Origin of the sequence: Paracoccus acridae, assembly GCF_014642735.1 — a bacterium.
GTDB classification, from domain to species: domain Bacteria; phylum Pseudomonadota; class Alphaproteobacteria; order Rhodobacterales; family Rhodobacteraceae; genus Paracoccus; species Paracoccus acridae.
Genome location: NZ_BMIV01000001.1, coordinates 592,428 through 611,317 on the forward strand (window position 1 = coordinate 592,428; position 18,890 = coordinate 611,317).

At 65.6% G+C, this 18,890-nt stretch carries 20 protein-coding genes; 12 read left to right on the forward strand and 8 right to left on the reverse strand.

Annotated elements, in window-relative coordinates:
- The 6 genes from IEX25_RS03005 to IEX25_RS03030 form a co-directional block, all read right to left on the reverse strand.
- On the reverse strand, window positions 1-1,371 hold the full coding sequence (locus IEX25_RS03005) for a pyruvate dehydrogenase complex E1 component subunit beta (RefSeq protein ID WP_188713949.1): 1,371 nt from the start codon (window positions 1,369-1,371) through the stop codon (window positions 1-3).
- 15 nt (window positions 1,372-1,386) lie between these two features.
- Window positions 1,387-2,436: a pyruvate dehydrogenase (acetyl-transferring) E1 component subunit alpha gene (gene pdhA, locus IEX25_RS03010; RefSeq protein ID WP_188713950.1), complete on the reverse strand. Its 1,050-nt coding sequence runs from the start codon at window positions 2,434-2,436 to the stop codon at window positions 1,387-1,389.
- A gap of 109 nt (window positions 2,437-2,545) precedes the next feature.
- Window positions 2,546-2,839: an FtsB family cell division protein gene (locus IEX25_RS03015; protein WP_103174756.1), complete on the reverse strand. Its 294-nt coding sequence runs from the start codon at window positions 2,837-2,839 to the stop codon at window positions 2,546-2,548.
- Window positions 2,840-2,904: 65 nt separating this feature from the next.
- Complete coding sequence (locus IEX25_RS03020; protein WP_188713951.1) at window positions 2,905-3,684, reverse strand: 23S rRNA (adenine(2030)-N(6))-methyltransferase RlmJ; 780 nt, start codon at window positions 3,682-3,684, stop codon at window positions 2,905-2,907.
- Window positions 3,685-3,722: 38 nt separating this feature from the next.
- The gene (locus tag IEX25_RS03025) at window positions 3,723-3,941 is read right to left on the reverse strand and encodes a hypervirulence associated TUDOR domain-containing protein (RefSeq protein ID WP_188713952.1); all 219 of its coding nucleotides are present in this window, start codon (window positions 3,939-3,941) and stop codon (window positions 3,723-3,725) included.
- A 716-nt stretch (window positions 3,942-4,657) separates the two neighbouring features.
- Window positions 4,658-4,882, reverse strand: coding sequence for a DUF1127 domain-containing protein (locus IEX25_RS03030; protein ID WP_229664998.1), 225 nt, complete (start codon window positions 4,880-4,882; stop codon window positions 4,658-4,660).
- 331 nt (window positions 4,883-5,213) lie between these two features.
- Here IEX25_RS03030 and IEX25_RS03035 point away from each other — a divergent pair, with 331 nt between their 5' ends.
- The 9 genes from IEX25_RS03035 (at window position 5,214) to murD (ending at window position 16,001) form a co-directional block, all read left to right on the forward strand.
- Window positions 5,214-6,305 carry an Mrp/NBP35 family ATP-binding protein gene (locus IEX25_RS03035; protein WP_188713953.1) on the forward strand — a complete coding sequence of 364 codons (1,092 nt, stop codon included), beginning with the start codon at window positions 5,214-5,216 and terminating at the stop codon, window positions 6,303-6,305.
- Between the two features lie 602 nt (window positions 6,306-6,907).
- Window positions 6,908-7,420 (forward strand): division/cell wall cluster transcriptional repressor MraZ, encoded by a 513-nt coding sequence (locus IEX25_RS03040; protein WP_103174753.1) that lies wholly within the window; start codon window positions 6,908-6,910, stop codon window positions 7,418-7,420.
- Window positions 7,421-7,423: 3 nt separating this feature from the next.
- Window positions 7,424-8,389 carry a 16S rRNA (cytosine(1402)-N(4))-methyltransferase RsmH gene (gene rsmH, locus IEX25_RS03045; protein ID WP_188713954.1) on the forward strand — a complete coding sequence of 322 codons (966 nt, stop codon included), beginning with the start codon at window positions 7,424-7,426 and terminating at the stop codon, window positions 8,387-8,389.
- Entirely contained in the window at window positions 8,389-8,727 is a 339-nt protein-coding gene (gene ftsL, locus IEX25_RS03050; RefSeq protein WP_188713955.1) for a cell division protein FtsL, read from the forward strand. Before rsmH ends, ftsL begins: the two co-directional genes overlap by 1 nt.
- A 5-nt stretch (window positions 8,728-8,732) precedes the next feature.
- Window positions 8,733-10,562, forward strand: a complete 1,830-nt coding sequence (locus IEX25_RS03055) for a peptidoglycan D,D-transpeptidase FtsI family protein (RefSeq protein WP_103174751.1) — start codon at window positions 8,733-8,735, stop codon at window positions 10,560-10,562.
- Window positions 10,559-12,058, forward strand: a complete 1,500-nt coding sequence (locus IEX25_RS03060; RefSeq protein WP_188713956.1) for a UDP-N-acetylmuramoyl-L-alanyl-D-glutamate--2,6-diaminopimelate ligase — start codon at window positions 10,559-10,561, stop codon at window positions 12,056-12,058. The genes IEX25_RS03055 and IEX25_RS03060 overlap by 4 nt, the downstream gene beginning before the upstream one ends.
- The gene (locus IEX25_RS03065; protein ID WP_188713957.1) at window positions 12,055-13,437 is read left to right on the forward strand and encodes a UDP-N-acetylmuramoyl-tripeptide--D-alanyl-D-alanine ligase; all 1,383 of its coding nucleotides are present in this window, start codon (window positions 12,055-12,057) and stop codon (window positions 13,435-13,437) included. Before IEX25_RS03060 ends, IEX25_RS03065 begins: the two co-directional genes overlap by 4 nt.
- A gap of 3 nt (window positions 13,438-13,440) precedes the next feature.
- A complete protein-coding gene (mraY, locus tag IEX25_RS03070; protein WP_103174748.1) occupies window positions 13,441-14,523 on the forward strand; it encodes a phospho-N-acetylmuramoyl-pentapeptide-transferase in 1,083 nt (360 codons plus the stop codon).
- 74 nt (window positions 14,524-14,597) lie between these two features.
- Window positions 14,598-16,001 carry a UDP-N-acetylmuramoyl-L-alanine--D-glutamate ligase gene (gene murD / locus IEX25_RS03075; RefSeq protein ID WP_188713958.1) on the forward strand — a complete coding sequence of 468 codons (1,404 nt, stop codon included), beginning with the start codon at window positions 14,598-14,600 and terminating at the stop codon, window positions 15,999-16,001.
- A gap of 77 nt (window positions 16,002-16,078) precedes the next feature.
- On the opposite strand, the gene IEX25_RS03080 is transcribed toward murD, so the two are convergent.
- The gene (locus IEX25_RS03080) at window positions 16,079-16,864 is read right to left on the reverse strand and encodes an enoyl-CoA hydratase (RefSeq protein ID WP_188713959.1); all 786 of its coding nucleotides are present in this window, start codon (window positions 16,862-16,864) and stop codon (window positions 16,079-16,081) included.
- Between the two features lie 57 nt (window positions 16,865-16,921).
- Between IEX25_RS03080 and IEX25_RS03085 the strand changes: the two genes are divergently transcribed.
- The 3 genes from IEX25_RS03085 to rpsI all read left to right on the forward strand — a co-directional run bounded on the left by IEX25_RS03085 (window position 16,922) and on the right by rpsI (window position 18,469).
- A complete protein-coding gene (locus IEX25_RS03085) occupies window positions 16,922-17,362 on the forward strand; it encodes a PaaI family thioesterase (RefSeq protein ID WP_188713960.1) in 441 nt (146 codons plus the stop codon).
- A 133-nt stretch (window positions 17,363-17,495) separates the two neighbouring features.
- The gene (gene rplM, locus IEX25_RS03090; protein WP_103174744.1) at window positions 17,496-17,960 is read left to right on the forward strand and encodes a 50S ribosomal protein L13; all 465 of its coding nucleotides are present in this window, start codon (window positions 17,496-17,498) and stop codon (window positions 17,958-17,960) included.
- Between the two features lie 2 nt (window positions 17,961-17,962).
- Complete coding sequence (gene rpsI, locus IEX25_RS03095) at window positions 17,963-18,469, forward strand: 30S ribosomal protein S9 (protein WP_188713961.1); 507 nt, start codon at window positions 17,963-17,965, stop codon at window positions 18,467-18,469.
- A 234-nt stretch (window positions 18,470-18,703) separates the two neighbouring features.
- Here rpsI and IEX25_RS20030 read toward each other — a convergent pair.
- The coding region (locus IEX25_RS20030) for a hypothetical protein (protein WP_229665000.1) at window positions 18,704-18,890 on the reverse strand (187 nt) is incomplete at its 5' end.

Consider the following 18,890-nt stretch of genomic DNA (forward strand, 5'->3'; position numbering starts at 1 on the left):
TTAGCGGTAGGTGACTTTTTTCACGGCTTCGACAACCTCGGCGGGCGTGATCAGCGCGTGCTTTTCCAGGTTGGCGGCATAGGGCATGGGCACGTCCTTGCCGGTGCAGTTGATCACGGGCGCGTCCAGGTAATCGAAGGCGTTTTCCATGATATAGGCCGACAAGTGGTTGCCGATGGACCCCACGGGGAAGCCTTCCTCGACCGTGACGCAGCGGTTGGTCTTCTTCACCGATTCGATGATGGTGCCATAGTCGATGGGGCGCAGGGTGCGCAGGTCGATCACCTCGGCCTCGATCCCGTCCTGGGCCAGCTTGTCGGCGGCTTCCAGCGCATGGGCCATGCCGATGCCGAAGCTGATGATCGTCACGTCCTTGCCGGTGCGCGCGATGCGGGCCTTGCCGAAGGGGATGGTGAAGTCCGGCAGATCCGGGACTTCGAAGGACCGGCCATAGAGGATCTCGTTTTCCAGGAAGATCACCGGGTTCGGGTCGCGGATGGCCTGCTTCATCAGGCCTTTCGCGTCGGCTGCCGAATAGGGCATCACCACCTTCAGGCCGGGGATCGCCGCATACCAGGCGGCATAATCCTGGCTGTGCTGGGCGGCTACGCGGGCGGCGGCGCCGTTGGGGCCGCGGAAGACGATGGGACAGCCCATCTGGCCCCCCGACATATACAGCGTCTTGGCGGCCGAGTTGATGATGTGGTCCATCGCCTGCATGGCGAAGTTGAAGGTCATGAACTCGACGATGGGACGAAGGCCGGCAAGGGCCGCGCCGGTGCCGATGCCTGCAAAGCCGATCTCGCTGATCGGGGTATCGACGACGCGGCGCGGGCCGAAGCGGTCCAGCAGGCCTTGGCTGATCTTGTATGCGCCCTGGTATTCGCCCACTTCCTCGCCCATCAGGAAGACGGTCTCGTCGCGCTCCATCTCCTCGGCCATGGCCTCGCGCAGGGCTTCCCGCACGGTCATGGTCTTCATCTTGGTGCCCTCAGGCCAGTCGGGGCTGCGGTCGGGTTCGGGCGTCTTGACCTGCTCGACAGCCGACGCGGCAGGGGCTTCGGATTTCGCCTCGGCGGGCGCAGCCTCAGTCTTGGGTGCCTCGGTCTTCACGTCGTCGGCGGATTCGCCTTCCTCGACCAGCACGGCGATGGGGGTGTTCACCTTCACACCCTGAGAGCCTTCGGCGATCAGGATCTTGCCCAAGATGCCTTCATCCACGGCCTCGAACTCCATCGTGGCCTTGTCGGTCTCGATCTCGGCGATGATGTCGCCCGCCTTCACGGCGTCGCCCTCCTGCTTCAGCCATTTCGCCAGCGTGCCTTCCTCCATGGTCGGCGACAGGGCGGGCATCAGGATTTCAGTAGCCATTCGTTCAACCCTCCCTCAGGCGTGTTCTTCGGCGCTGCCCTGGGGCAGGTCTTCGGCATAGATGTCGGTCCAGAGTTCCTCGAGCGCGGGCTCGGGGCTTTCCTTTGCGAATTCCGCCGAATCGTTCACGATGTCCTTGATGTCCTTGTCGATGGCCTTCAGGTCATCCTCGGACGCGTGCTTGCCCTGCAGCAGCAGTTCGCGGACATGCTCGATGGCGTCGCGTTCGTCGCGCATCTTCTGCACTTCCTCGCGCGTGCGGTATTTCGCCGGGTCGGACATGGAATGGCCGCGGTAACGGTAGGTCATGACTTCCAGGATATAGGGCCCCTTGCCCGCGCGGCAGTGCGCCACGGCCTTTTCGCCCGCGGCCTTGACGGCCAGCACGTCCATGCCGTCCACCTGTTCGCCGGGGATGCCGAAAGCCTCGCCCCGCCCGAACAGCGTGGTCGAACGCGTGGACCGCTTCATCGAGGTGCCCATCGCATACTGGTTGTTCTCGATCACGAAGATGACCGGCAGGTCCCACAGCACGGCCATGTTGTAGGTCTCGTAGACCTGGCCCTGGTTGGCGGCGCCGTCGCCGAAATAGGCGAAGGTCACGTTGTCATTGCCCAGATACTTGTCGGCAAAAGCCAGGCCCGCGCCCAGCGGCACCTGCGCGGCGACAATGCCGTGCCCGCCATAGAAATGCTTCTCGCGGCTGAACATGTGCATCGAGCCGCCCTTGCCCTTGGAGTAGCCCCCCTCGCGCCCGGTCAGTTCGGCCATCACGCCCCGCGCGGACATGCCGCAGGCCAGCATGTGGCCGTGGTCGCGATAGGAGGTGATGCGCTTGTCGCCTTCCTTGGTGGCCGCTTCCAGCCCCACGACGACCGCTTCCTGCCCGATATACAGGTGGCAGAAGCCGCCGATCAGGCCCATGCCATACAACTGGCCTGCCTTTTCCTCGAAACGGCGGATCAGCAGCATGTCGCGGTAATATTGCAGCAGCTCGTCGCGAGAGACATTCGACGGCACATCGGTGGCCGCTGTCTCGGTTGCGGGGGCAGGCTTCCTGGCCATGCGGGGGGTCCTCCTCAAAGCGCGGTCAGAATAGTTCAGCGTTAAACTATCCGTAGCGTATCGGGAAAACGGGTGCAATCCGCGAACGACGCCGCAGAATGACGCGGCGTCAGCGCAGGATCACCTCGTCAGCGCGGATCAGGCCCAGCACCTCTCGGGCGCGTTCGTCCAGCAGATCGAGATCCAGGTATTCGTCGGACATGCGCCGCGTCAGGTTCTGCATTTCCTGCACCTGGGACTTCAGCTTGTCGCGTTCCGCCTGAAGTTCCACGGTTTCAGCCTCGATCTGGATGCGGCGCAGGATGCCCGATGGACCTTGCACGGCGGCGAAGGCGAAATAGAGGCCCAGGGCGACGGCCAAGGCCAGAAGCACGGTGGCGCTGATGGAAAGACGCTGCGACATGGACGGGCCGTTCTGGGTTTGCTGCGGGATCATGCCACAGGGCGCAGGGCAGGGGAATCCCCCGATCAGGCGTTCCGGCGGAAGATGTCTTCGATTCGGGCGGCTTCTTCGTCCAGCCCGAACGGCGGGTTCAGGACCCACAGGCCCGATCCGACCATCGAATGGCCGGCACGGGCAGGCGGGAACGACACCTCGGACCGCAGCGCGTCGGGGTAAGCTGTCATCAGCGCGGTCAGCATCGGGACATGGCGGGCATCGGTCAGGATCGGATACCACAGGGCGATCACGCCCACATTCCATTTGCGCGCGATCAAACCGATCTGGCGGGGAATGGCGGCATAATCCGCCTTCACCTCGTAACTGGGGTCGATCAGGATCAGGCCCCGCCGGGGGGTCGGCGGGCAGACAGCCTGCGCCATCTGGAAGCCGTCCTGCCGGTGCAAGGTGGCAAAGCCCGCCACATGCATCAGCGCCTCGTGTTCGGCAGGGTGCAGTTCCGCCAGATGCGCGGAATCGCCCCGGCGCAGGAAATGCGCGGCGATCAGCGGCGACCCGGGATAGGCCTGCGGGCCATGACTGCGGCGGATCTGGGCCAAGGCGTCCAGCAGCGGATGTCCCGGCGGCAGCCATCCTTCGGCTTCGGCCCGCTGGATACCCGCACGCGCCTCTCCGGTCTTCGTGGCCTCGGCGCCGTCCAGCCGGTAAAGCCCGCGTCCGGCGTGGGTTTCCAGATAGGACAGCGGCTTGTCCTTGCGCGTCAGGTAATCCAATGCCGTCGCCAGCAGCGCGTGCTTGTGCAAGTCGGCCAGGTTGCCCGCGTGATAGGCGTGTTGATAGCTGAGCATGACCGGCCCTTAGCCCGCGCCGTCCGACGGGAAAAGGGCTATGTCGCCTTGCGCAGTTCGGAATGGCTTTTCAGCACCCGGTCGCCGTCGTCCTGTTCGATCAGATAGGCGGGATTGTCCGGCTCGGCGTTGCGCTTGATCTTGCTGCCCTTGATGGTCCGCTCGACCGGTTCGGTGAAGGATTGGGCGGTCTTGCCGCTGGCGGTGCCCTTGCCCCAGTCCCATTCGACCTTCGATCCGACGCGGAATTTGGTCATGCCGATCCCCATGGCTGTGCCGCGACAACGCGGCCCTTGGGGCGCAGTTCCTGGGTCTGAAACGAAAAGCGGCGGCGCCCAGGGAGGAGGAGGGGCGCCGCCGCGGAACGCTGGCCCAGGGAGGAGGGAGGGGCCGCGTTTGGGGTGCGGCAAGGCCAGGGAGGAGGAGAGGGCCTTTGCCGCCAATGACCGGACCAATTGGGAGGAGGGGGTCCGTCGCATTCGGGTGCCGCGATCAGGGCGGCTATGAAAGCGGCGGCGCCCAGGGAGGAGGAGGGGCGCCGCCGTAACGCTGGCCCAGGGAGGAGGGAGGGCCGCGCATGGGGTGCGGCAAGGCCGGGAGGGAGGAGAAGGCCATTGCCGCCAACGACCGGACCAATGGGAGGAGGGGTCCGTCGCGTTCGGGTGCCGCGATCAGGGCGGCTATGTAGGGTGCGGCTCAGCCGGGAGGAGGAGGGGCTTCGCCGCAGACAGCACGCGCCCCGTATCGGAGGAGGAGGGGGCGGGCCGTATTCCGGTGCCGCAGAACAAGGCGGCTATGTGATTTTTGCGGCGGCCCCGATTGGGAGGAGAGAGGGCCGCCGCCTGTCGCTGAACCCCGAGGGAGGAGATGGGTTCCAGCGCTGTCTTTGGGGCGGCATCCTCAGGGGAGGAGGAGAGAGGATGCCGCCAGTTCCCGCGTCCCAGGGAGGAGGAGGGGAAGCGGAAAGGGTATCTTATTTCGTGCCCCAGGCCGCTTCATGGGCCAGGCGACCGATCATCGCGCGGTTGATGCCCAGATCGGCCAGGTCACGGTTGGTCAGCACGTTCAGTTCGCGAACCGTCTGGCGATAGATCGCACGGCGGGCGCGGTTTTCCTGCATGTGCTGGATCGCAACCATCAAACGGCCGATCAGGCCGGAAGCGGCAGCGGCGTTGTGGGTTTGGGCGACGGCAGCCATGATGTATTCCTTCGTTCAGCATCTGCGCCTTGCCCGGATTGGCCCGGCGCCTTTCGATGTCCCCAAGATGGCGCTAATGCTGCGCTTGCACAATGACTCCTTTCGGATTGCTGCCATGCAGCATTCGCATGACTGCAAGGTCATCCCTTGGAGATCCTGTTAAGAATTGTGTCAGGAAGGTGACAGTTCTTGATCGTTAGCGATCACGCCGCGCTGCAAAAACCGGCGGCTTTCGGGGTGCGGCGGTCAAGATGCCGCATATTGCGGCGGGTGGTTGATGCCAGGGGCCGACTGAACCATGTTGCCGTAAACCAATCAAAAGGTCCTTGACATGTCCGTGAACCGCGAAACTGCCCTTAGGGAAATCTCTGATATCGTTCTGCCGGATGGCCGGACCCTGGAAAAAGCGGATCTGGTGCGGGCTTTTACGGTCGAGGGCGACACTGTCCGATTCGTGCTTGAGGTGGCGGATGCGGGCGTCGCGCGCAGCCTTGCGCCCGTGGAGGCCGAGGCGAAGCGCCGATTGGAGGCGCTGCCCGGGATCGGGCGTGTCCAGATCGTCATGACCGCCCCTGCGGGCAAGCCGCAGGGACAACCGGTCCGTTCGTCGGGCGCGGCGCCGTCCTTGCAGATCGGGCGCCATCCGACTGGGCAGGCCGGGCCACAGCCGATTCCCGGCGTCAGGAACATCGTCGCCATCGGATCCGGCAAGGGCGGAGTGGGCAAATCCACCGTCACCTCGAACCTGGCGGTGGCATTGGCACGCGCGGGACGCCGGGTGGGGCTGCTGGACGCCGATATCTATGGTCCCTCGCAGCCGCGCATGATGGGGGTGTCGGGTCGGCCGGCCAGTCCCGACGGCCAGCACATCGAACCCCTGCACGCGCATGGCGTCACGATGATGTCCATCGGCCTGATGCTGAAGGAGGGCGAGGCCGTGGTCTGGCGCGGACCCATGCTGATGGGCGCCATGCAGCAGATGTTGCAGCAGGTGAACTGGGGCGAGCTGGACGTGCTGCTGATCGACCTGCCGCCCGGCACCGGCGACGTGCAGCTGAGCCTGTGCCAGAAGGCCGCCGTGACCGGGGCCGTCATCGTGTCCACGCCGCAGGACGTGGCGCTGCTGGATGCGCGACGCGCCATCGACATGTTCAACAAGCTGAAGGCACCGGTCCTGGGCCTTGTGGAGAACATGTCCACCTATGTCTGCCCGAACTGCGGTCACGAGGCGCACTTGTTCGGTCATGGCGGCGTGGCCTCCGAGGCGCGGGAACTGGGCCTGCCGTTTCTGGGGGAACTGCCCCTGGAACTGGAGGTGCGTCTGGCAGGCGATTCGGGACGCCCCGTGGCAATGGGAGAAGGTGCAACCGCCCAGGCCTATGGCCGTCTGGCCCAGCGGCTGATCCAGGACGGGGTCGCCTGACGGGTCACCCTGGGAATGCACGGGAATGGCCAGCAAACTGGCCATTTCCCCCACTGCTCACGCTGGCGTGATGGTTTGTGAACGGCGAACAGGCTCTTTGTTCTTTTCTGTGGATAAGTGGCAACAGCTTTTTGTGTGGAAACAGAAGGACCTAGCCATCATTAGCGCAGACAACAAATGTTAGGTGCCTATATCTAGAGGAGAATCGGGAAACGTCGCCCAAGGTGTTGGGCCGCAACAGATTCGTTTCTGTTTTGCCACAGGTCTGCGACAATCCGCCGTTCGCGTTTTGGCTTCCTCACAGGGCGCAGAATTCCATTGCTTCCCATGAATTCCCATGCCACAACCAGATCACGAAAACGGGCAGTAAAGGGGCGATCAAGACCCCAAGGGCGAAGCAGGCTTTCATACAGGCGTCCGTTTTCCAACAAAGCCGTCCGCATGCGCGAGCAGCACCTCCCCCAGGTGGCGCATGACAAGGACGGACCCCAAAACGGGGTCGCGACGTGGGAACGAGGGCGGCGGATCGGGCAGTGGCAGCAGCCCGGTCCGCCCTTTCTCTTTCGGGCAACCGGAAGAACGGACAGTGAGGCAGGGCCAGAGTGGCGCGGAAGTTCAGAGGCACTGAATCCGTCAAGGTCGATGGCAAGGGACGGATGTCCGTTCCCGCCCGGCTGCGCCGCGTATTCGATGCCGGCGATCCCGGCTTCGCCACCGCCAATACCGGACGCACGCAATTGGTGGCCGTCTATGGCCCCGACTGGTGGAACTGGATCGAGCTTTACACGATCGAGGCCATCGAGGAGATCGACCAGCAGATCGACAAGCTGACGCGCGGTTCCCCGCAGCGCCGCTGGCTGGAAATGCTGATGAACGGCCAGTCCACCGATCTGGAAATCGACAAGGAAGGCCGTCTGGTGCTGCCGCAGAAACTGCGCGAGAAACTTGGCTTTACCGAGGGTTCCGAGACGATCTTCGAATCGCGCGGCGACTATATCCAGGTTTATCATCCTGATTCCCGGCCCAAGGATGTCACCGCGCTGGAGGATTTCACCACCCAGCACGGCCCGGAATTCGATCCGCGGTCCTTCCTCGATCAGGCAGACGAGGGTTAGGCAATGGCCGAATCGCATGTGCCCGTTCTTCTTGCGCCGCTGCTTCGCGCGGTGGCACCCGTATCCGGGGTCTGGCTGGACGGCACCTTCGGGGCAGGGGGCTATTCCCGCGGGCTGCTGGAAGCCGGGGCGGACCGGGTAATCGGCGTGGATCGCGATCCGCTGGTCTTCGACATGGCGGCAAGCTGGGCCGGCGAATACGGCGACCGGCTGCGGCTGGTTGAGGGAACGTTTTCCGATCTCGATCAACTTGCAGGCGAATCGCTGGACGGCGTGGTGCTGGATCTGGGCGTCAGCTCGATGCAGCTTGATCTGGCGGAACGGGGTTTTTCCTTCCTGCGCGACGGGCCGCTGGACATGCGGATGGAACAGGCCGGGCCATCCGCCGCCGATCTGCTGAACACGGCCGAGGAAGCCGTGATCGCCGACGTGCTGTATCACTATGGCGAGGAACGGGCCGCCCGCCGCATTGCCCGCGCCATCGTCGCCGCACGCCCGCTGACCCGCACGGCCCATCTGGCCGAGGTCGTGGCGTCCTGCCTGCCCCGCCCCAAGCCCGGCCAAAGCCACCCTGCCACCCGCAGCTTCCAGGCGATCCGCATCTGGGTGAACGACGAATTCCGGCAACTGGTCGATGGCCTGTCCGCGGCCGAACGCGCCTTGAAGCCCGGCGGCAAGCTGGCCGTGGTCAGCTTCCATTCGCTGGAGGACCGGATCGTCAAGCGCTTCATGCAGGCGCGGTCGAACAGCGCGGGCGGGGGCAGCCGCTATGCGCCCGTGCAGGAAACCGCGCCCCCGGCCTTCACCATGCCCTTCCGTCGCGCCATCGGCCCCGACCCCGAGGAGGAGGCCGCGAATCCGCGTGCCCGGTCCGCCCTGCTGCGCGTGGCGATCCGCACCGATGCCCCCGCAGGATCCGTCGAAGCGGACGCCCTGGCCATGCCGCGCCTGCCGAAAGGGGGGCATTGATGCGTCCCCTGACCTATCTGGCCTGTGTGCTTCTGGTGATGGGCCTGGCCTTCTGGGCCTATCGCGAGAATTATCGCACCCAGGCCGCCATCGGAGAGATGAGCCAGATCCAGCGGGAAATCGCCGGACTGCGGGAGGATCTGGGCGTCCTGCGCGCCGAATGGGCCTATCTCAACCGGCCCGAGCGCCTGCGCGAACTTGTGGACCTGAACTTCGACCGCCTGCAACTGATCCCGCGCGAGGCCGGGCAGACGGTGGGTCTGGGCCATATCGACTATCCCAAGCCGCCTGCGCCGCCCGAACCCCCCGAACCGGCAGAAGCCGCCCCCCAGGAGTGACCGTCATGATCCGCATCCCCCTGCGTCCTCTGGCCAAGATCCTCCGCGCGCGCGACCGGGGCGAGAACCCCGACGACATCGAGGCCGAAAACCGTCGCCTGCGGCACGAGGCGGCCCAGGACAAGGCTCGCCGCCGCGCCGAAGGTCGGCTGGCGCTGATGGCAAGCTGTTTCGTCCTGGCCTTCGGGGTCGTGGGCGTGCGCATGGGCACCCTGGCCTCCAGCGATCCGATCGAGCCGCAAAGCGAGGTCATGTCCGCGCGGATCGTGTCGCAGCGTGCCGACATCACCGACCGGCACGGCCGCGTGCTGGCCACGAACCTGCTGACCCATTCGCTTTATGCCCATCCGCACCAGATGGTCGATCCGGTCGGCGCGGCCAACGAACTGGCCCGCATCTTTCCCGACCTGGACGCGGCGAAGCTGACCCAGGATTTCACGGGCAGCCGCAAGTTCATGTGGATCAAGCGCAAGATGTCGCCCGAACAGATGCAGGCGGTCCATGACATCGGCGAACCCGGCCTGCTGTTCGGCCCGCGCGAGATGCGCGTTTATCCCAACGGCCACATCGCCAGCCACATCCTGGGCGGATCCGGCTTCGGCAACGAGGGCGTCAGCAGCGCCGAGGTTCTGGGCGTTGCGGGCGTGGAAAAGGCCTTCGACGGCTGGCTGCGCGATCCGGCCAACGACGGGGCGCCGCTGCAACTGTCCATCGACCTGTCGGTGCAGTCGGCCATGGAACAGGTCCTGGCATCCGGCATGGAGGTGATGAGCGCCAAGGGCGCCACCGGCATCCTGATGGAGATCCAGTCGGGCGAGATCCTGGCGATGGCCAGCCTGCCCGACTTCGACCCAAACGACCGGCCGCGTCCGCTGCTGAAGGGCGACCCGTCCGACAGCCCGCTGTTCAACCGCGCCGTTCAGGGGCAATACGAACTGGGATCGACCTTCAAGATCTTTCCTGTCGCACAGGCGCTGGATCTGCAGATCATCAACCCCAACAGCGGCATCAACACCACCACGCCGATGCGCATCGGGAAATACCGGATCAGCGACTTTTCCAACTATGGCCCGCAACTGTCGGCCACGGACGTGATCGTCAAATCCTCGAACGTGGGCACGGTTCGCATCGCGCAGATGATCGGCGTGGACCGGCAAAAGGATTTCCTGCAGAAGCTGGGCTTCTTCGACCCCCTGCCGATCGAAATGGTCGAGGCGCCGACCGGCAAGCCGCTTGTGCCCAGCCGCTGGCCCGCCGTGACGGCCGCTACGGTATCCTTTGGCCACGGCCTTGCCGCCAGCCCGCTGCACCTGGCCGCGGCCTATGCCACGGTTGCCAATGGCGGTCGCAAGGTGACGCCCACCCTGATCCATGGACGCACCCGGCCGCAGGGCGAACAGATCCTGTCGGAACGCGCCGCCGACCGTGCCGTGGACATGCTGCGACAGGTCGTGACGCGCGGTACCGCCAGGCAGGCAGAGGTCGAGGGATACGAGGTTGCGGGCAAGACCGGCACGGCCGACAAGCCGCGCCCCTCGGGCGGCTATTACGACAACAAGGTGGTTGCGAACTTTGCCTCGGTCTTTCCGGCAAGCGATCCGAAATATGTGCTGATCGTGGCGCTTGACGAACCCTCGGTCACCGGGCCGGGCGGCGAGACGCGCACGGCGGGCACCACCGCCGCACCGGTGGCAGGCGCGATGATCCGCCGCCTGGCGCCGCTGGTCGGGTTGGAACCCGCGACCGACGAAAACCTGCCGGTCTTCGAGCCGCGCTTCGCCCCCCGTGTTGAATCGCAACCCGGCGATGAGCTAAAGGTCGTCGCAAATCAATGACGGGTAGGACTGTGGGGCAAGGCACGAAGACGCTGTCGCAGCTGGGGCTGCGGGCAAGGGACGGGCGCGACCCGGCCATCACCGGGCTGTCGCTGGACAGCCGCACCGTGAAGCCCGGCCACCTGTTCGCGGCCCTGCCGGGATCGGCGCTTCATGGCGCGGAATTCATCCCCTATGCCCTGCGGATGGAGGCGGGCGCCGTGCTGACCGACCGCGCCGGCGCCGAGATGGCGGCCCAGGCGCTGTCGGGCTGGAATGGCGCGATCATCGTTGCCGAGGATCCGCGCGCCGCCTTGGCCGGTGCCGCCGCCCTGTGGTTCGAAGCGCAGCCCGACCATGTGGTGGCCGTCACCGGCACCTCGGGCAAGACCAGCGTCGCAAGCTTCACCCGCCAGATCTGGCAGCATGGGGGCCACAAGGCGATCAGCCTGGGCACGATGGGCGTGCAGGGCGACTATCAGGCCAAGCTGGCCCATACCACGCCCGACCCTCTGACCCTGCACCGCATCCTGGCCGAGGCCGCCGAGGCGGGCGTCACCCATGCCGCGATGGAGGCGTCCAGCCACGGCTTGGATCAGCGCCGCCTGGACGGCGTGCGGGTCGAGGCCGGGGCCTTCACGAACTTCAGCCAGGACCACCTGGATTACCACGCGGGCTTCGACGAATATTTCGCGGCCAAGGCGCTGCTGTTCAACCACATCCTGGAAGACGGCGCGGCGGCGGTCATCAACATCGACGGCGAACGCGGGCGGCAGATGCTGGACATCGCCACCGATCGCGGACTGGCCGTGACGACGGTCGGCACGGGTGAAAACGCCATGCTGCGGATCCTGGGCCAGCGCTACGACGCGACGGGGCAGGATCTGCGGTTCTCGCTGATGGGCCAGCCGCATCTGGTGCGACTGCCGCTGATCGGCGGCTTCCAGGCGGAAAACGTGCTGGCGGCGATGGGCCTGGTGCTGGCCGCAGGCGATTCGGCCGAGGCCATCTTGCGCGCGCTGCCCGAACTGCACACCGTGCGGGGCCGGATGCAGCTTGTCGCGCAGCGCGAGAACGGGGCCACGGTCTTTGTCGATTACGCCCACAAGCCCGGCGCCGTGGTGGCCGCGCTGCAATCGCTGCGCCCCCATGTCATGGGCCGCATCGTCTGCATCATCGGGGCGGGCGGCGACCGCGACCGGGGCAAGCGCCCCCTGATGGGCGAGGCCGCGCGCCAGTTCGCCGATGTGGTCATCGTCACCGACGACAACCCCCGGACCGAGGATCCGGCCGCGATCCGCGCCGCCGTGATGGAAGGCGCCGGACCCGACGCCACCGAGGTCGGCGACCGGGCCGAGGCGATCCTGCGCGGCGTCGATGCGCTGCTGCCGGGCGATGCGCTGTTGATCTGCGGCAAGGGCCACGAGACCGGCCAGATCATCGGCAACGACGTTTACCCCTTCGACGATGCCGAACAGGCATCCGTCGCGGTTGCAGCACTGGACGGCAAGATATGAGCCTTTGGACAGCCGAGGAAGCCGCCGCCGCGACGGGCGGGCGGGCGCAGGGCGATTGGGCGGCGACGGGCGTTTCCATCGACACGCGGACCATCCGCCCGGGCGATCTGTTCGTGGCGCTGAAGGACTTGCGCGACGGCCATGACTTCGTGGCCCAGGCGCTGGACAAGGGCGCGGCGGCGGCCCTGGTCAGCCGGATCCCCGATGGCGTGGCGGCGAACGCGCCGCTTCTGGTCGTGCCGGACGTGCTGGCGGCGTTGGAAGGGCTGGGCCGCGCCGGGCGCAGGCGCATGACCGGCAAGGTCGTGGCGATCACCGGCTCGGTCGGCAAGACCTCGACCAAGGACATGGCGCGGGTCGCGCTGACCGGGCAGGGACGCATCCACGCGGCCGAGGCCAGCTACAACAACCACTGGGGCGTGCCGCTGACCCTGGCGCGGATGCCCCGCCACACCGATTTCGCCATCGTCGAGATCGGCATGAACCACCCCGGAGAGATCGCGCCCCTGTCGCGCCTCGCCCGTCCGCATGTGGCGATGATCACCACCGTCGCCGCCGCCCATCTGGAGGCCTTCGGCGCCATCGAGGGGATCGCGCGCGAAAAGGGCTCCATCTTCGAAGGCCTGGAACCCATCGGCCACGCCATCCTGCCCGAGGATCTGCCGGTCACGCAAATCCTGCGCGACTGCGCGGATGCCGCCGGCGCCCTGGTCATGGGCTTTGGCCTCGACGGGCAGGCGAAGTTGGTGCAGGCCAGGACCGAAGACGGCGCCTTGAAATGCCGCGCCCGGATCGGTGGCGAGACCTTGGACTTCACCCTGCAGACCACTGGCAGCCATTTCGCGCTGAACGCGGTGGGCGTTCTGGCAGCACTTGGGGCCGCCGGCGCGGACCTGAAGGAAGCCGCCAAGCGTCTGGGCGACTGGCAGCCCCCGAAAGGGCGCGGCGCGGTCGAGGATCTGTCGGGCATCCGACTGATCGACGATGCCTATAACGCCAACCCGACCTCGCTTTCGGCGGGGCTTGCCACGCTGGTGGGGCTGGAAGGCGGACGCCGAGTCGCGATCCTGGGCGACATGCTGGAACTGGGCAGCGGCGAGATCGCCATGCATCGCGGCATGGCCGACGATCCTGCGATGGCCAAGGTGGATCTGGTCCACAGCGCGGGCCCCCGGATGCGCCACCTGCACGAGGCGCTGCCCCCCGCCAAGCGCGGCCTTTGGGCGCAAGACGCCGCAGAACTGGCGGCGCGGGTGACCGATCTGGTCGCGCCCGGCGATATCGTGCTGGTGAAGGGGTCCAAGTCCTCGAAGATCTCGACCGTCGTTGACGCCCTGCGGAAAACGGCGCAGACGCCTGCACTTGATACGAAAGAATAACCGATGCTCTATTGGCTGAGCGGCCTTTCCGAAGGGGGCGACCTCTTCAACCTGTTTCGCTATATCACCTTCCGGGCAGGCGCGGCCTTCTTCACGGCGCTGATCTTCGGCTTCATCTTCGGCCGTCCGCTGATCAACTATCTGCGCCGGGTGCAGAAGAAGGGCCAGCCGATCCGCGATGACGGCCCCGAAGGCCATTTCGTCAAGGCTGGCACCCCCACGATGGGCGGCATCCTGATCCTGTCGGCGCTGTTCTTTTCCACGCTGCTCTGGGCGCGGCTGGACAACGGCTATGTCTGGATCGTGCTGCTGGTCACGGCGGGCTATGCCGCGATCGGCTTTGCCGACGATTATGCCAAGGTCAGCAAGCAGAACACCAAGGGTGTGTCGGGCCGGGTGCGGATGTTGCTGGGTCTGGCGCTGGCCTTCGTCGCGGCGGCCTGGGCCATGTGGCTGCACCCGGCAGGCTTGACGGGGCAACTGGCGCTGCCGGTCTTCAAGGATGTGCTGGTGAACCTGTCGCTGGCCTTCATCCCCTTCGGGATGCTGGTGATCGTGGGATCGGCCAATGCGGTGAACCTGACCGACGGCCTGGACGGGCTAGCGATCATGCCGGTGATGATCGCCGCAGGCACGCTGGGCGTCATCGCCTATACCGTGGGCCGGGTGGACTTCACCGAATACCTGGGCGTCCACCACGTTCCCGGCACGGGCGAGATCCTGATCTTCGTCTCGGCGTTGATCGGCGGCGGGCTTGGCTTCCTGTGGTATAATGCGCCGCCCGCCGCCGTCTTCATGGGCGACACGGGATCGCTGGCCCTGGGTGGCGCGCTTGGCGCCATCGCGGTGGTGACCAAGCACGAGATCGTGCTGGCCATCGTCGGTGGCCTCTTCGTGGTCGAGGCGCTGTCGGTCATCATCCAGGTCGCCTATTTCAAGCGCACAGGCCGCCGCGTCTTCCTGATGGCGCCGATCCACCACCATTTCGAAAAGAAAGGCTGGGGCGAGGCGCAGATCGTCATCCGCTTCTGGATCATCGCCCTGGTGCTGGCGCTGATCGGGCTTGCGACGCTGAAGCTTCGCTGATCTTCATTCTGGCATAAATATCCTCGGGGGTCCGGGGGCAGACAGCCCCCGGCTTGGTTTGAAAGGCCGTGCTGATGATTCCTGTCCAAGGTGTCGAAGGACAAACCATCGCCGTTCTGGGCCTGGGCCGATCCGGCAAGGCGACGGCTGCGGCCCTGGCGGCCGGCGGCGCGACAGTGATTGCCTGGGACGACGGCAATGACACGAGGGAAGCCGCCGCAGCCGATGGCCTGACCATCGCCGACCTGACGCGGGACGATGCCTGGGCGGGGGTCGCCGCGCTGATCACCAGCCCCGGCATCCCGCATCTTTACCCGAAACCGCATCCGGTGATCGCCAAGGCCTATGCCCTGGGCGTCCCGGTGGACAACGACATCGGCCTGTTCTTCCGCAGCTATGCCACGGCCGACTGGGAGGGCTTCGACCGCGCCCCCCGCGTGATCGCCGTCACCGGGTCGAACGGCAAATCGACCACGACCGCGCTGATCCACCATATCCTCGACCAATCGGGCCGTCCCACGCAGATGGGCGGCAATATCGGCACGGGCGTGCTGTCCCTGGAACCAGCCATCGACGGAGAGGTCGTGGTGCTGGAACTGTCCAGCTATCAGACCGAACTGGCCCGCGCGCTGACGCCCGATGTCGCGGTCTTCACCAACCTGTCGCCCGACCACTTGGATCGCCATGGCGGCCCTGGCGGCTATTTCGCGGGCAAGCGGCGCCTGTTCGCGGAAGGCGGTCCCGACCGTGCGGTGATCGGCATTGACGAAATCGAGGGCCTGTATCTGGCAAACCAGCTGTCGATGGGTCCGGCCGATGACAGGGTGATCCGCGTCTCATCGGGACAAAAGCTGGACGGAGGGGCCTGGTCCGTCTTCGCGCGCAAGGGCTTTCTGTGCGAATACCGCAAAGGGCGGCAGGCGGCGTCCATCGACCTGCGAGAGATTCGCGGCCTGCCTGGCGCACATAACCATCAGAATGCCTGCGCCGCATACGCGGCCTGCCGAGCCATTGGCCTTGCGCCTCGAGAAATCGAGTCGGCCTTCCACAGCTTCGCCGGCCTGCCGCATCGCAGCCAGATCGTCGCGGAAATCGACGGCGTGCGTTACGTCAACGATTCCAAGGCCACCAATGTCGATGCGGCAGCCAAGGCGTTGCAGGCCTTCGACCGGATCCGCTGGATCGCCGGTGGCCTGGGCAAGGAGGGCGGGATCGCTGACCTGGCACCCCATCTGGGCCGCGTGGCCAAGGCCTACCTGATCGGCCATTCCGCTCGCGATTTCGCGCTGGAAATCGGCCAGACCCCTTACGAAATCGCTGAAACCATGGAAGCCGCCGTGGCCCACGCGGCCTCCGAAGCCCAGCCGGGGGATACGGTGCTGCTGGCCCCCGCTGCCGCCAGCTTCGACCAGTATCCGAACTTCGAAAAGCGCGGTGAGCATTTCACCGACCTGGTGAAGGCTTTGGCGCTGCGCTGAGGGCTGCGGGGCAGGGGGCTTTCAGCCCCCGTCGCTTCGCGACTCCCCCGAGGATATTTGCTCACAGAAGATGGTCGTCAGGACCAACTTGGCGGCCGCTTTTCCAGGAAGGCCGTCATCCCCTCGGCCGTGTCGGGCAGCAGGATGTTCTGGCACATCGCCGCACCGGACGCCGCATAGGCTTCTGCGAGGCCAAGCCGCAACTGGTCGTGAAAGGCGCGCTTGCCCAGGCGGACAGCGGCAGGAAGCTTCGCGGCGATGGTCGCGGCCATGCCCATCGTCGTCTCGGTCAAGGAACCGGCCGCCACGACGCGGTTGACCAGACCCAGCTCCCTGGCGCGGGCCGCATCGATGAATTCGCCCGTCGTCAGCATCTCGAAGGCGGCCTTGGGCGGGACTGCGCGGGTCAGGGCGACCATCGGGGTCGAGCAGAACAGGCCGATATTGATGCCGTTGACCCCGAAACGCGCCCCTTCCGCCGCGACCGCCATGTCGCAGGACGCGACCAGCTGGCATCCTGCGGCGGTGGCGATGCCCTGGACCTCGGCGATGACCGGCTGGGGCAAGGCGGGGATCATCTGCATCATCCGGGCGCAGCGGTCGAACAGATCCGCGAAGGCTGCGGCCCCGCCATCCTCATCCCCGCGCGCAGCCTGCATCTGCCGCAGGTCGTGGCCCGCGCAAAAGGCCTTGCCGCTGGCTGCCAGAACGACCACGCGGACTTCGTCATCGCCCCCGATCCGGTCCAGTTCCCCCGTCAGCGCCGCGATCATTTCGGCAGACAGGGCGTTGTAGTTGCCAGGACTGTTCAACACCAACCGCGCGATCGCGCCGCTGTCCTGCCGTTCGATCAGCTCTGCCATCTTGATCTCTCTCCCTCTTTGTCGAAACCCTATGCCGCGGCAAGCACAGGGGAAAGCATGGATATCGTCATGGACGCGCAGGCGCTGAACGCCTTTCTGGAACGGGACTTCCCGCAGGTGGCCGAGGATCACCGTGTCGAATCCGTCGGCCCGGGCCGGCTGGTCGCGCGCTTGCGGGTCAATGACCGGCATTTGCGTCCGGGCGGCACCGTTGGCGGGCCGTCGATCTTCGCTTTGGCCGACGTCGCCATCTATTGCGCGATCCTGTCGAGGATCGGGCCGGTGGCGCTTGCGGTGACCACCAATGCCACGGTCGATTTCATGCGGAAACCCGCTGCGGGGCGCGACCTTCTGGCGGAGTGCCGCATCCTCAAGCTGGGCCGCAGCCTGGCGGTGGTCGAGGCCCTGATCTTTTCCGACGGGGAAGACGAGCCGGCGGCGCGTTGTTCGATGACCTATTCGATTCCCCCGAAACGACCGCAAAACAGCGCATTATGATGTGGTATTTTAATACCTAAATCTCAACACCTTGATGTTACTTGATTTAAACACCGCAGTTGCGCTTGACGCGCGTGCCGCGATCTTCGATATACCGCCATCTCGAAATTTTGCGACCCTGAAGGGACGAAAGATGAAAACCTATACCGCGAAACCGGCGGAGATCGAGAAGAAGTGGATCCTGATCGACGCCGAGGGTGTCGTTCTGGGCCGCCTCGCCACGATCGTCGCCAATCGCCTGCGCGGCAAGCACAAGCCGACCTTCACCCCCCACATGGACATGGGTGACAACGTCATCATCATCAACGCCGACAAGGTGCAGATGACGGGCAACAAGCGCGATGACAAGAAATACTACTGGCACACCGGCCATCCGGGCGGCATCAAGCACCGCACCGCGCGCCAGGTCCTGGAAGGCGCCCATCCCGAGCGCGTGGTGATCAAGGCCGTCGAGCGCATGATCAGCCGCAACAAGCTGGGCAAGCAGCAGATGACCCATCTGCGCGTCTATGCCGGTGCCGAGCATCCGCATGAAGCGCAGCAGCCCGAAGTTCTGGACGTCAAGGTCCTGAACGCCAAGAACACCCGGAGCGCGTGATTATGGCCGAAGACATCAAAAGCCTCGACGATCTGAAATCCGTCGTGTCGGGCAGTGCCGCCGCCGTGGCCGAAGCCCCCGTCCGCCGCGAAGCGCAGCGCGACAGCCAGGGTCGTTCCTATGCGACCGGCAAGCGCAAGGATGCCGTTGCCCGCGTCTGGGTGAAGGCCGGTTCCGGCAAGTTCCTCATCCGCAACAACAAGGGCGAGTATGTGGATTATACGCAATACTTCGCCCGCCCCGTCCTGCAGATGATCCTGCGCCAGCCCTTCGACATCGCCGGTGTTGCTGGCCAGTACGATGTCATGGCCACCGTCAGCGGCGGCGGTCTGTCGGGTCAGGCAGGCGCCGTGAAGCATGGCATCAGCCAGGCGCTGCAACTGCACGAACCCAGCCTGCGCGCCGCATTGAAGGCCGCCGGCTTCCTGACCCGCGACTCGCGCGTCGTCGAACGGAAGAAATACGGCAGGGCCAAGGCTCGCCGCAGCTTCCAGTTCTCGAAGCGCTGATCCCGGCGACATGCATTTCCAAAAGGCGCGACCTGCAAGGGTCGCGCCTTTTTCCTTTCCGCCATGCCACCGATTCTTCATCCGTGCGTTACCGGCACAGGGGAAACTGCCTGGATCATGGGCAAGGAGACGATTCCCGGACCCGAAACAGCAAGAGGAGCGTGCGGAACGGCGGAATCGGGTTAGGATGAAGCAGGGGATCCGCCCTGGAACCGGGTGAGGGGCCAGCGGCACTCATTCCGGCAAGAAGGGCGAGACCCCAGATTTTAGTTCAGAAACATGGTCTTGCAAGAAAGTCTCTTGCAAGGTCGAAATTCCCTCTTGCCCTCCCCCTCTCTCCTTCGTAAATACCGCTTCACCGAAGGCGGGAACGCTGGAGGGGGCGGAACGGGAAGCGGGATCGCGGAAGGTTCCGGAGACA

Bases quoted from the DNA above. Each gene is read 5' to 3' on its own strand.
- IEX25_RS03025 (WP_188713952.1), bottom strand. From the start codon at position 3,941: ATGACCAAATTCCGCGTCGGATCGAAGGTCGAATGGGACTGGGGCAAG.
- rsmH (WP_188713954.1), top strand. From the start codon at position 7,424: ATGGCCGAATCGCATGTGCCCGTTCTTCTTGCGCCGCTGCTTCGCGCG.
- IEX25_RS03085 (WP_188713960.1), top strand. From the start codon at position 16,922: ATGGATATCGTCATGGACGCGCAGGCGCTGAACGCCTTTCTGGAACGG.
- pdhA (WP_188713950.1), bottom strand. From the start codon at position 2,436: ATGGCCAGGAAGCCTGCCCCCGCAACCGAGACAGCGGCCACCGATGTG.
- IEX25_RS03065 (WP_188713957.1), top strand. From the start codon at position 12,055: ATGAGCCTTTGGACAGCCGAGGAAGCCGCCGCCGCGACGGGCGGGCGG.
- IEX25_RS03030 (WP_229664998.1), bottom strand. From the start codon at position 4,882: ATGGCTGCCGTCGCCCAAACCCACAACGCCGCTGCCGCTTCCGGCCTG.
- IEX25_RS03060 (WP_188713956.1), top strand. From the start codon at position 10,559: ATGACGGGTAGGACTGTGGGGCAAGGCACGAAGACGCTGTCGCAGCTG.
- IEX25_RS03035 (WP_188713953.1), top strand. From the start codon at position 5,214: ATGTCCGTGAACCGCGAAACTGCCCTTAGGGAAATCTCTGATATCGTT.
- IEX25_RS03020 (WP_188713951.1), bottom strand. From the start codon at position 3,684: ATGCTCAGCTATCAACACGCCTATCACGCGGGCAACCTGGCCGACTTG.
- IEX25_RS03055 (WP_103174751.1), top strand. From the start codon at position 8,733: ATGATCCGCATCCCCCTGCGTCCTCTGGCCAAGATCCTCCGCGCGCGC.
- murD (WP_188713958.1), top strand. From the start codon at position 14,598: ATGATTCCTGTCCAAGGTGTCGAAGGACAAACCATCGCCGTTCTGGGC.
- IEX25_RS03080 (WP_188713959.1), bottom strand. From the start codon at position 16,864: ATGGCAGAGCTGATCGAACGGCAGGACAGCGGCGCGATCGCGCGGTTG.
- rplM (WP_103174744.1), top strand. From the start codon at position 17,496: ATGAAAACCTATACCGCGAAACCGGCGGAGATCGAGAAGAAGTGGATC.
- IEX25_RS03015 (WP_103174756.1), bottom strand. From the start codon at position 2,839: ATGTCGCAGCGTCTTTCCATCAGCGCCACCGTGCTTCTGGCCTTGGCC.
- rpsI (WP_188713961.1), top strand. From the start codon at position 17,963: ATGGCCGAAGACATCAAAAGCCTCGACGATCTGAAATCCGTCGTGTCG.
- ftsL (WP_188713955.1), top strand. From the start codon at position 8,389: ATGCGTCCCCTGACCTATCTGGCCTGTGTGCTTCTGGTGATGGGCCTG.
- mraY (WP_103174748.1), top strand. From the start codon at position 13,441: ATGCTCTATTGGCTGAGCGGCCTTTCCGAAGGGGGCGACCTCTTCAAC.
- IEX25_RS03005 (WP_188713949.1), bottom strand. From the start codon at position 1,371: ATGGCTACTGAAATCCTGATGCCCGCCCTGTCGCCGACCATGGAGGAA.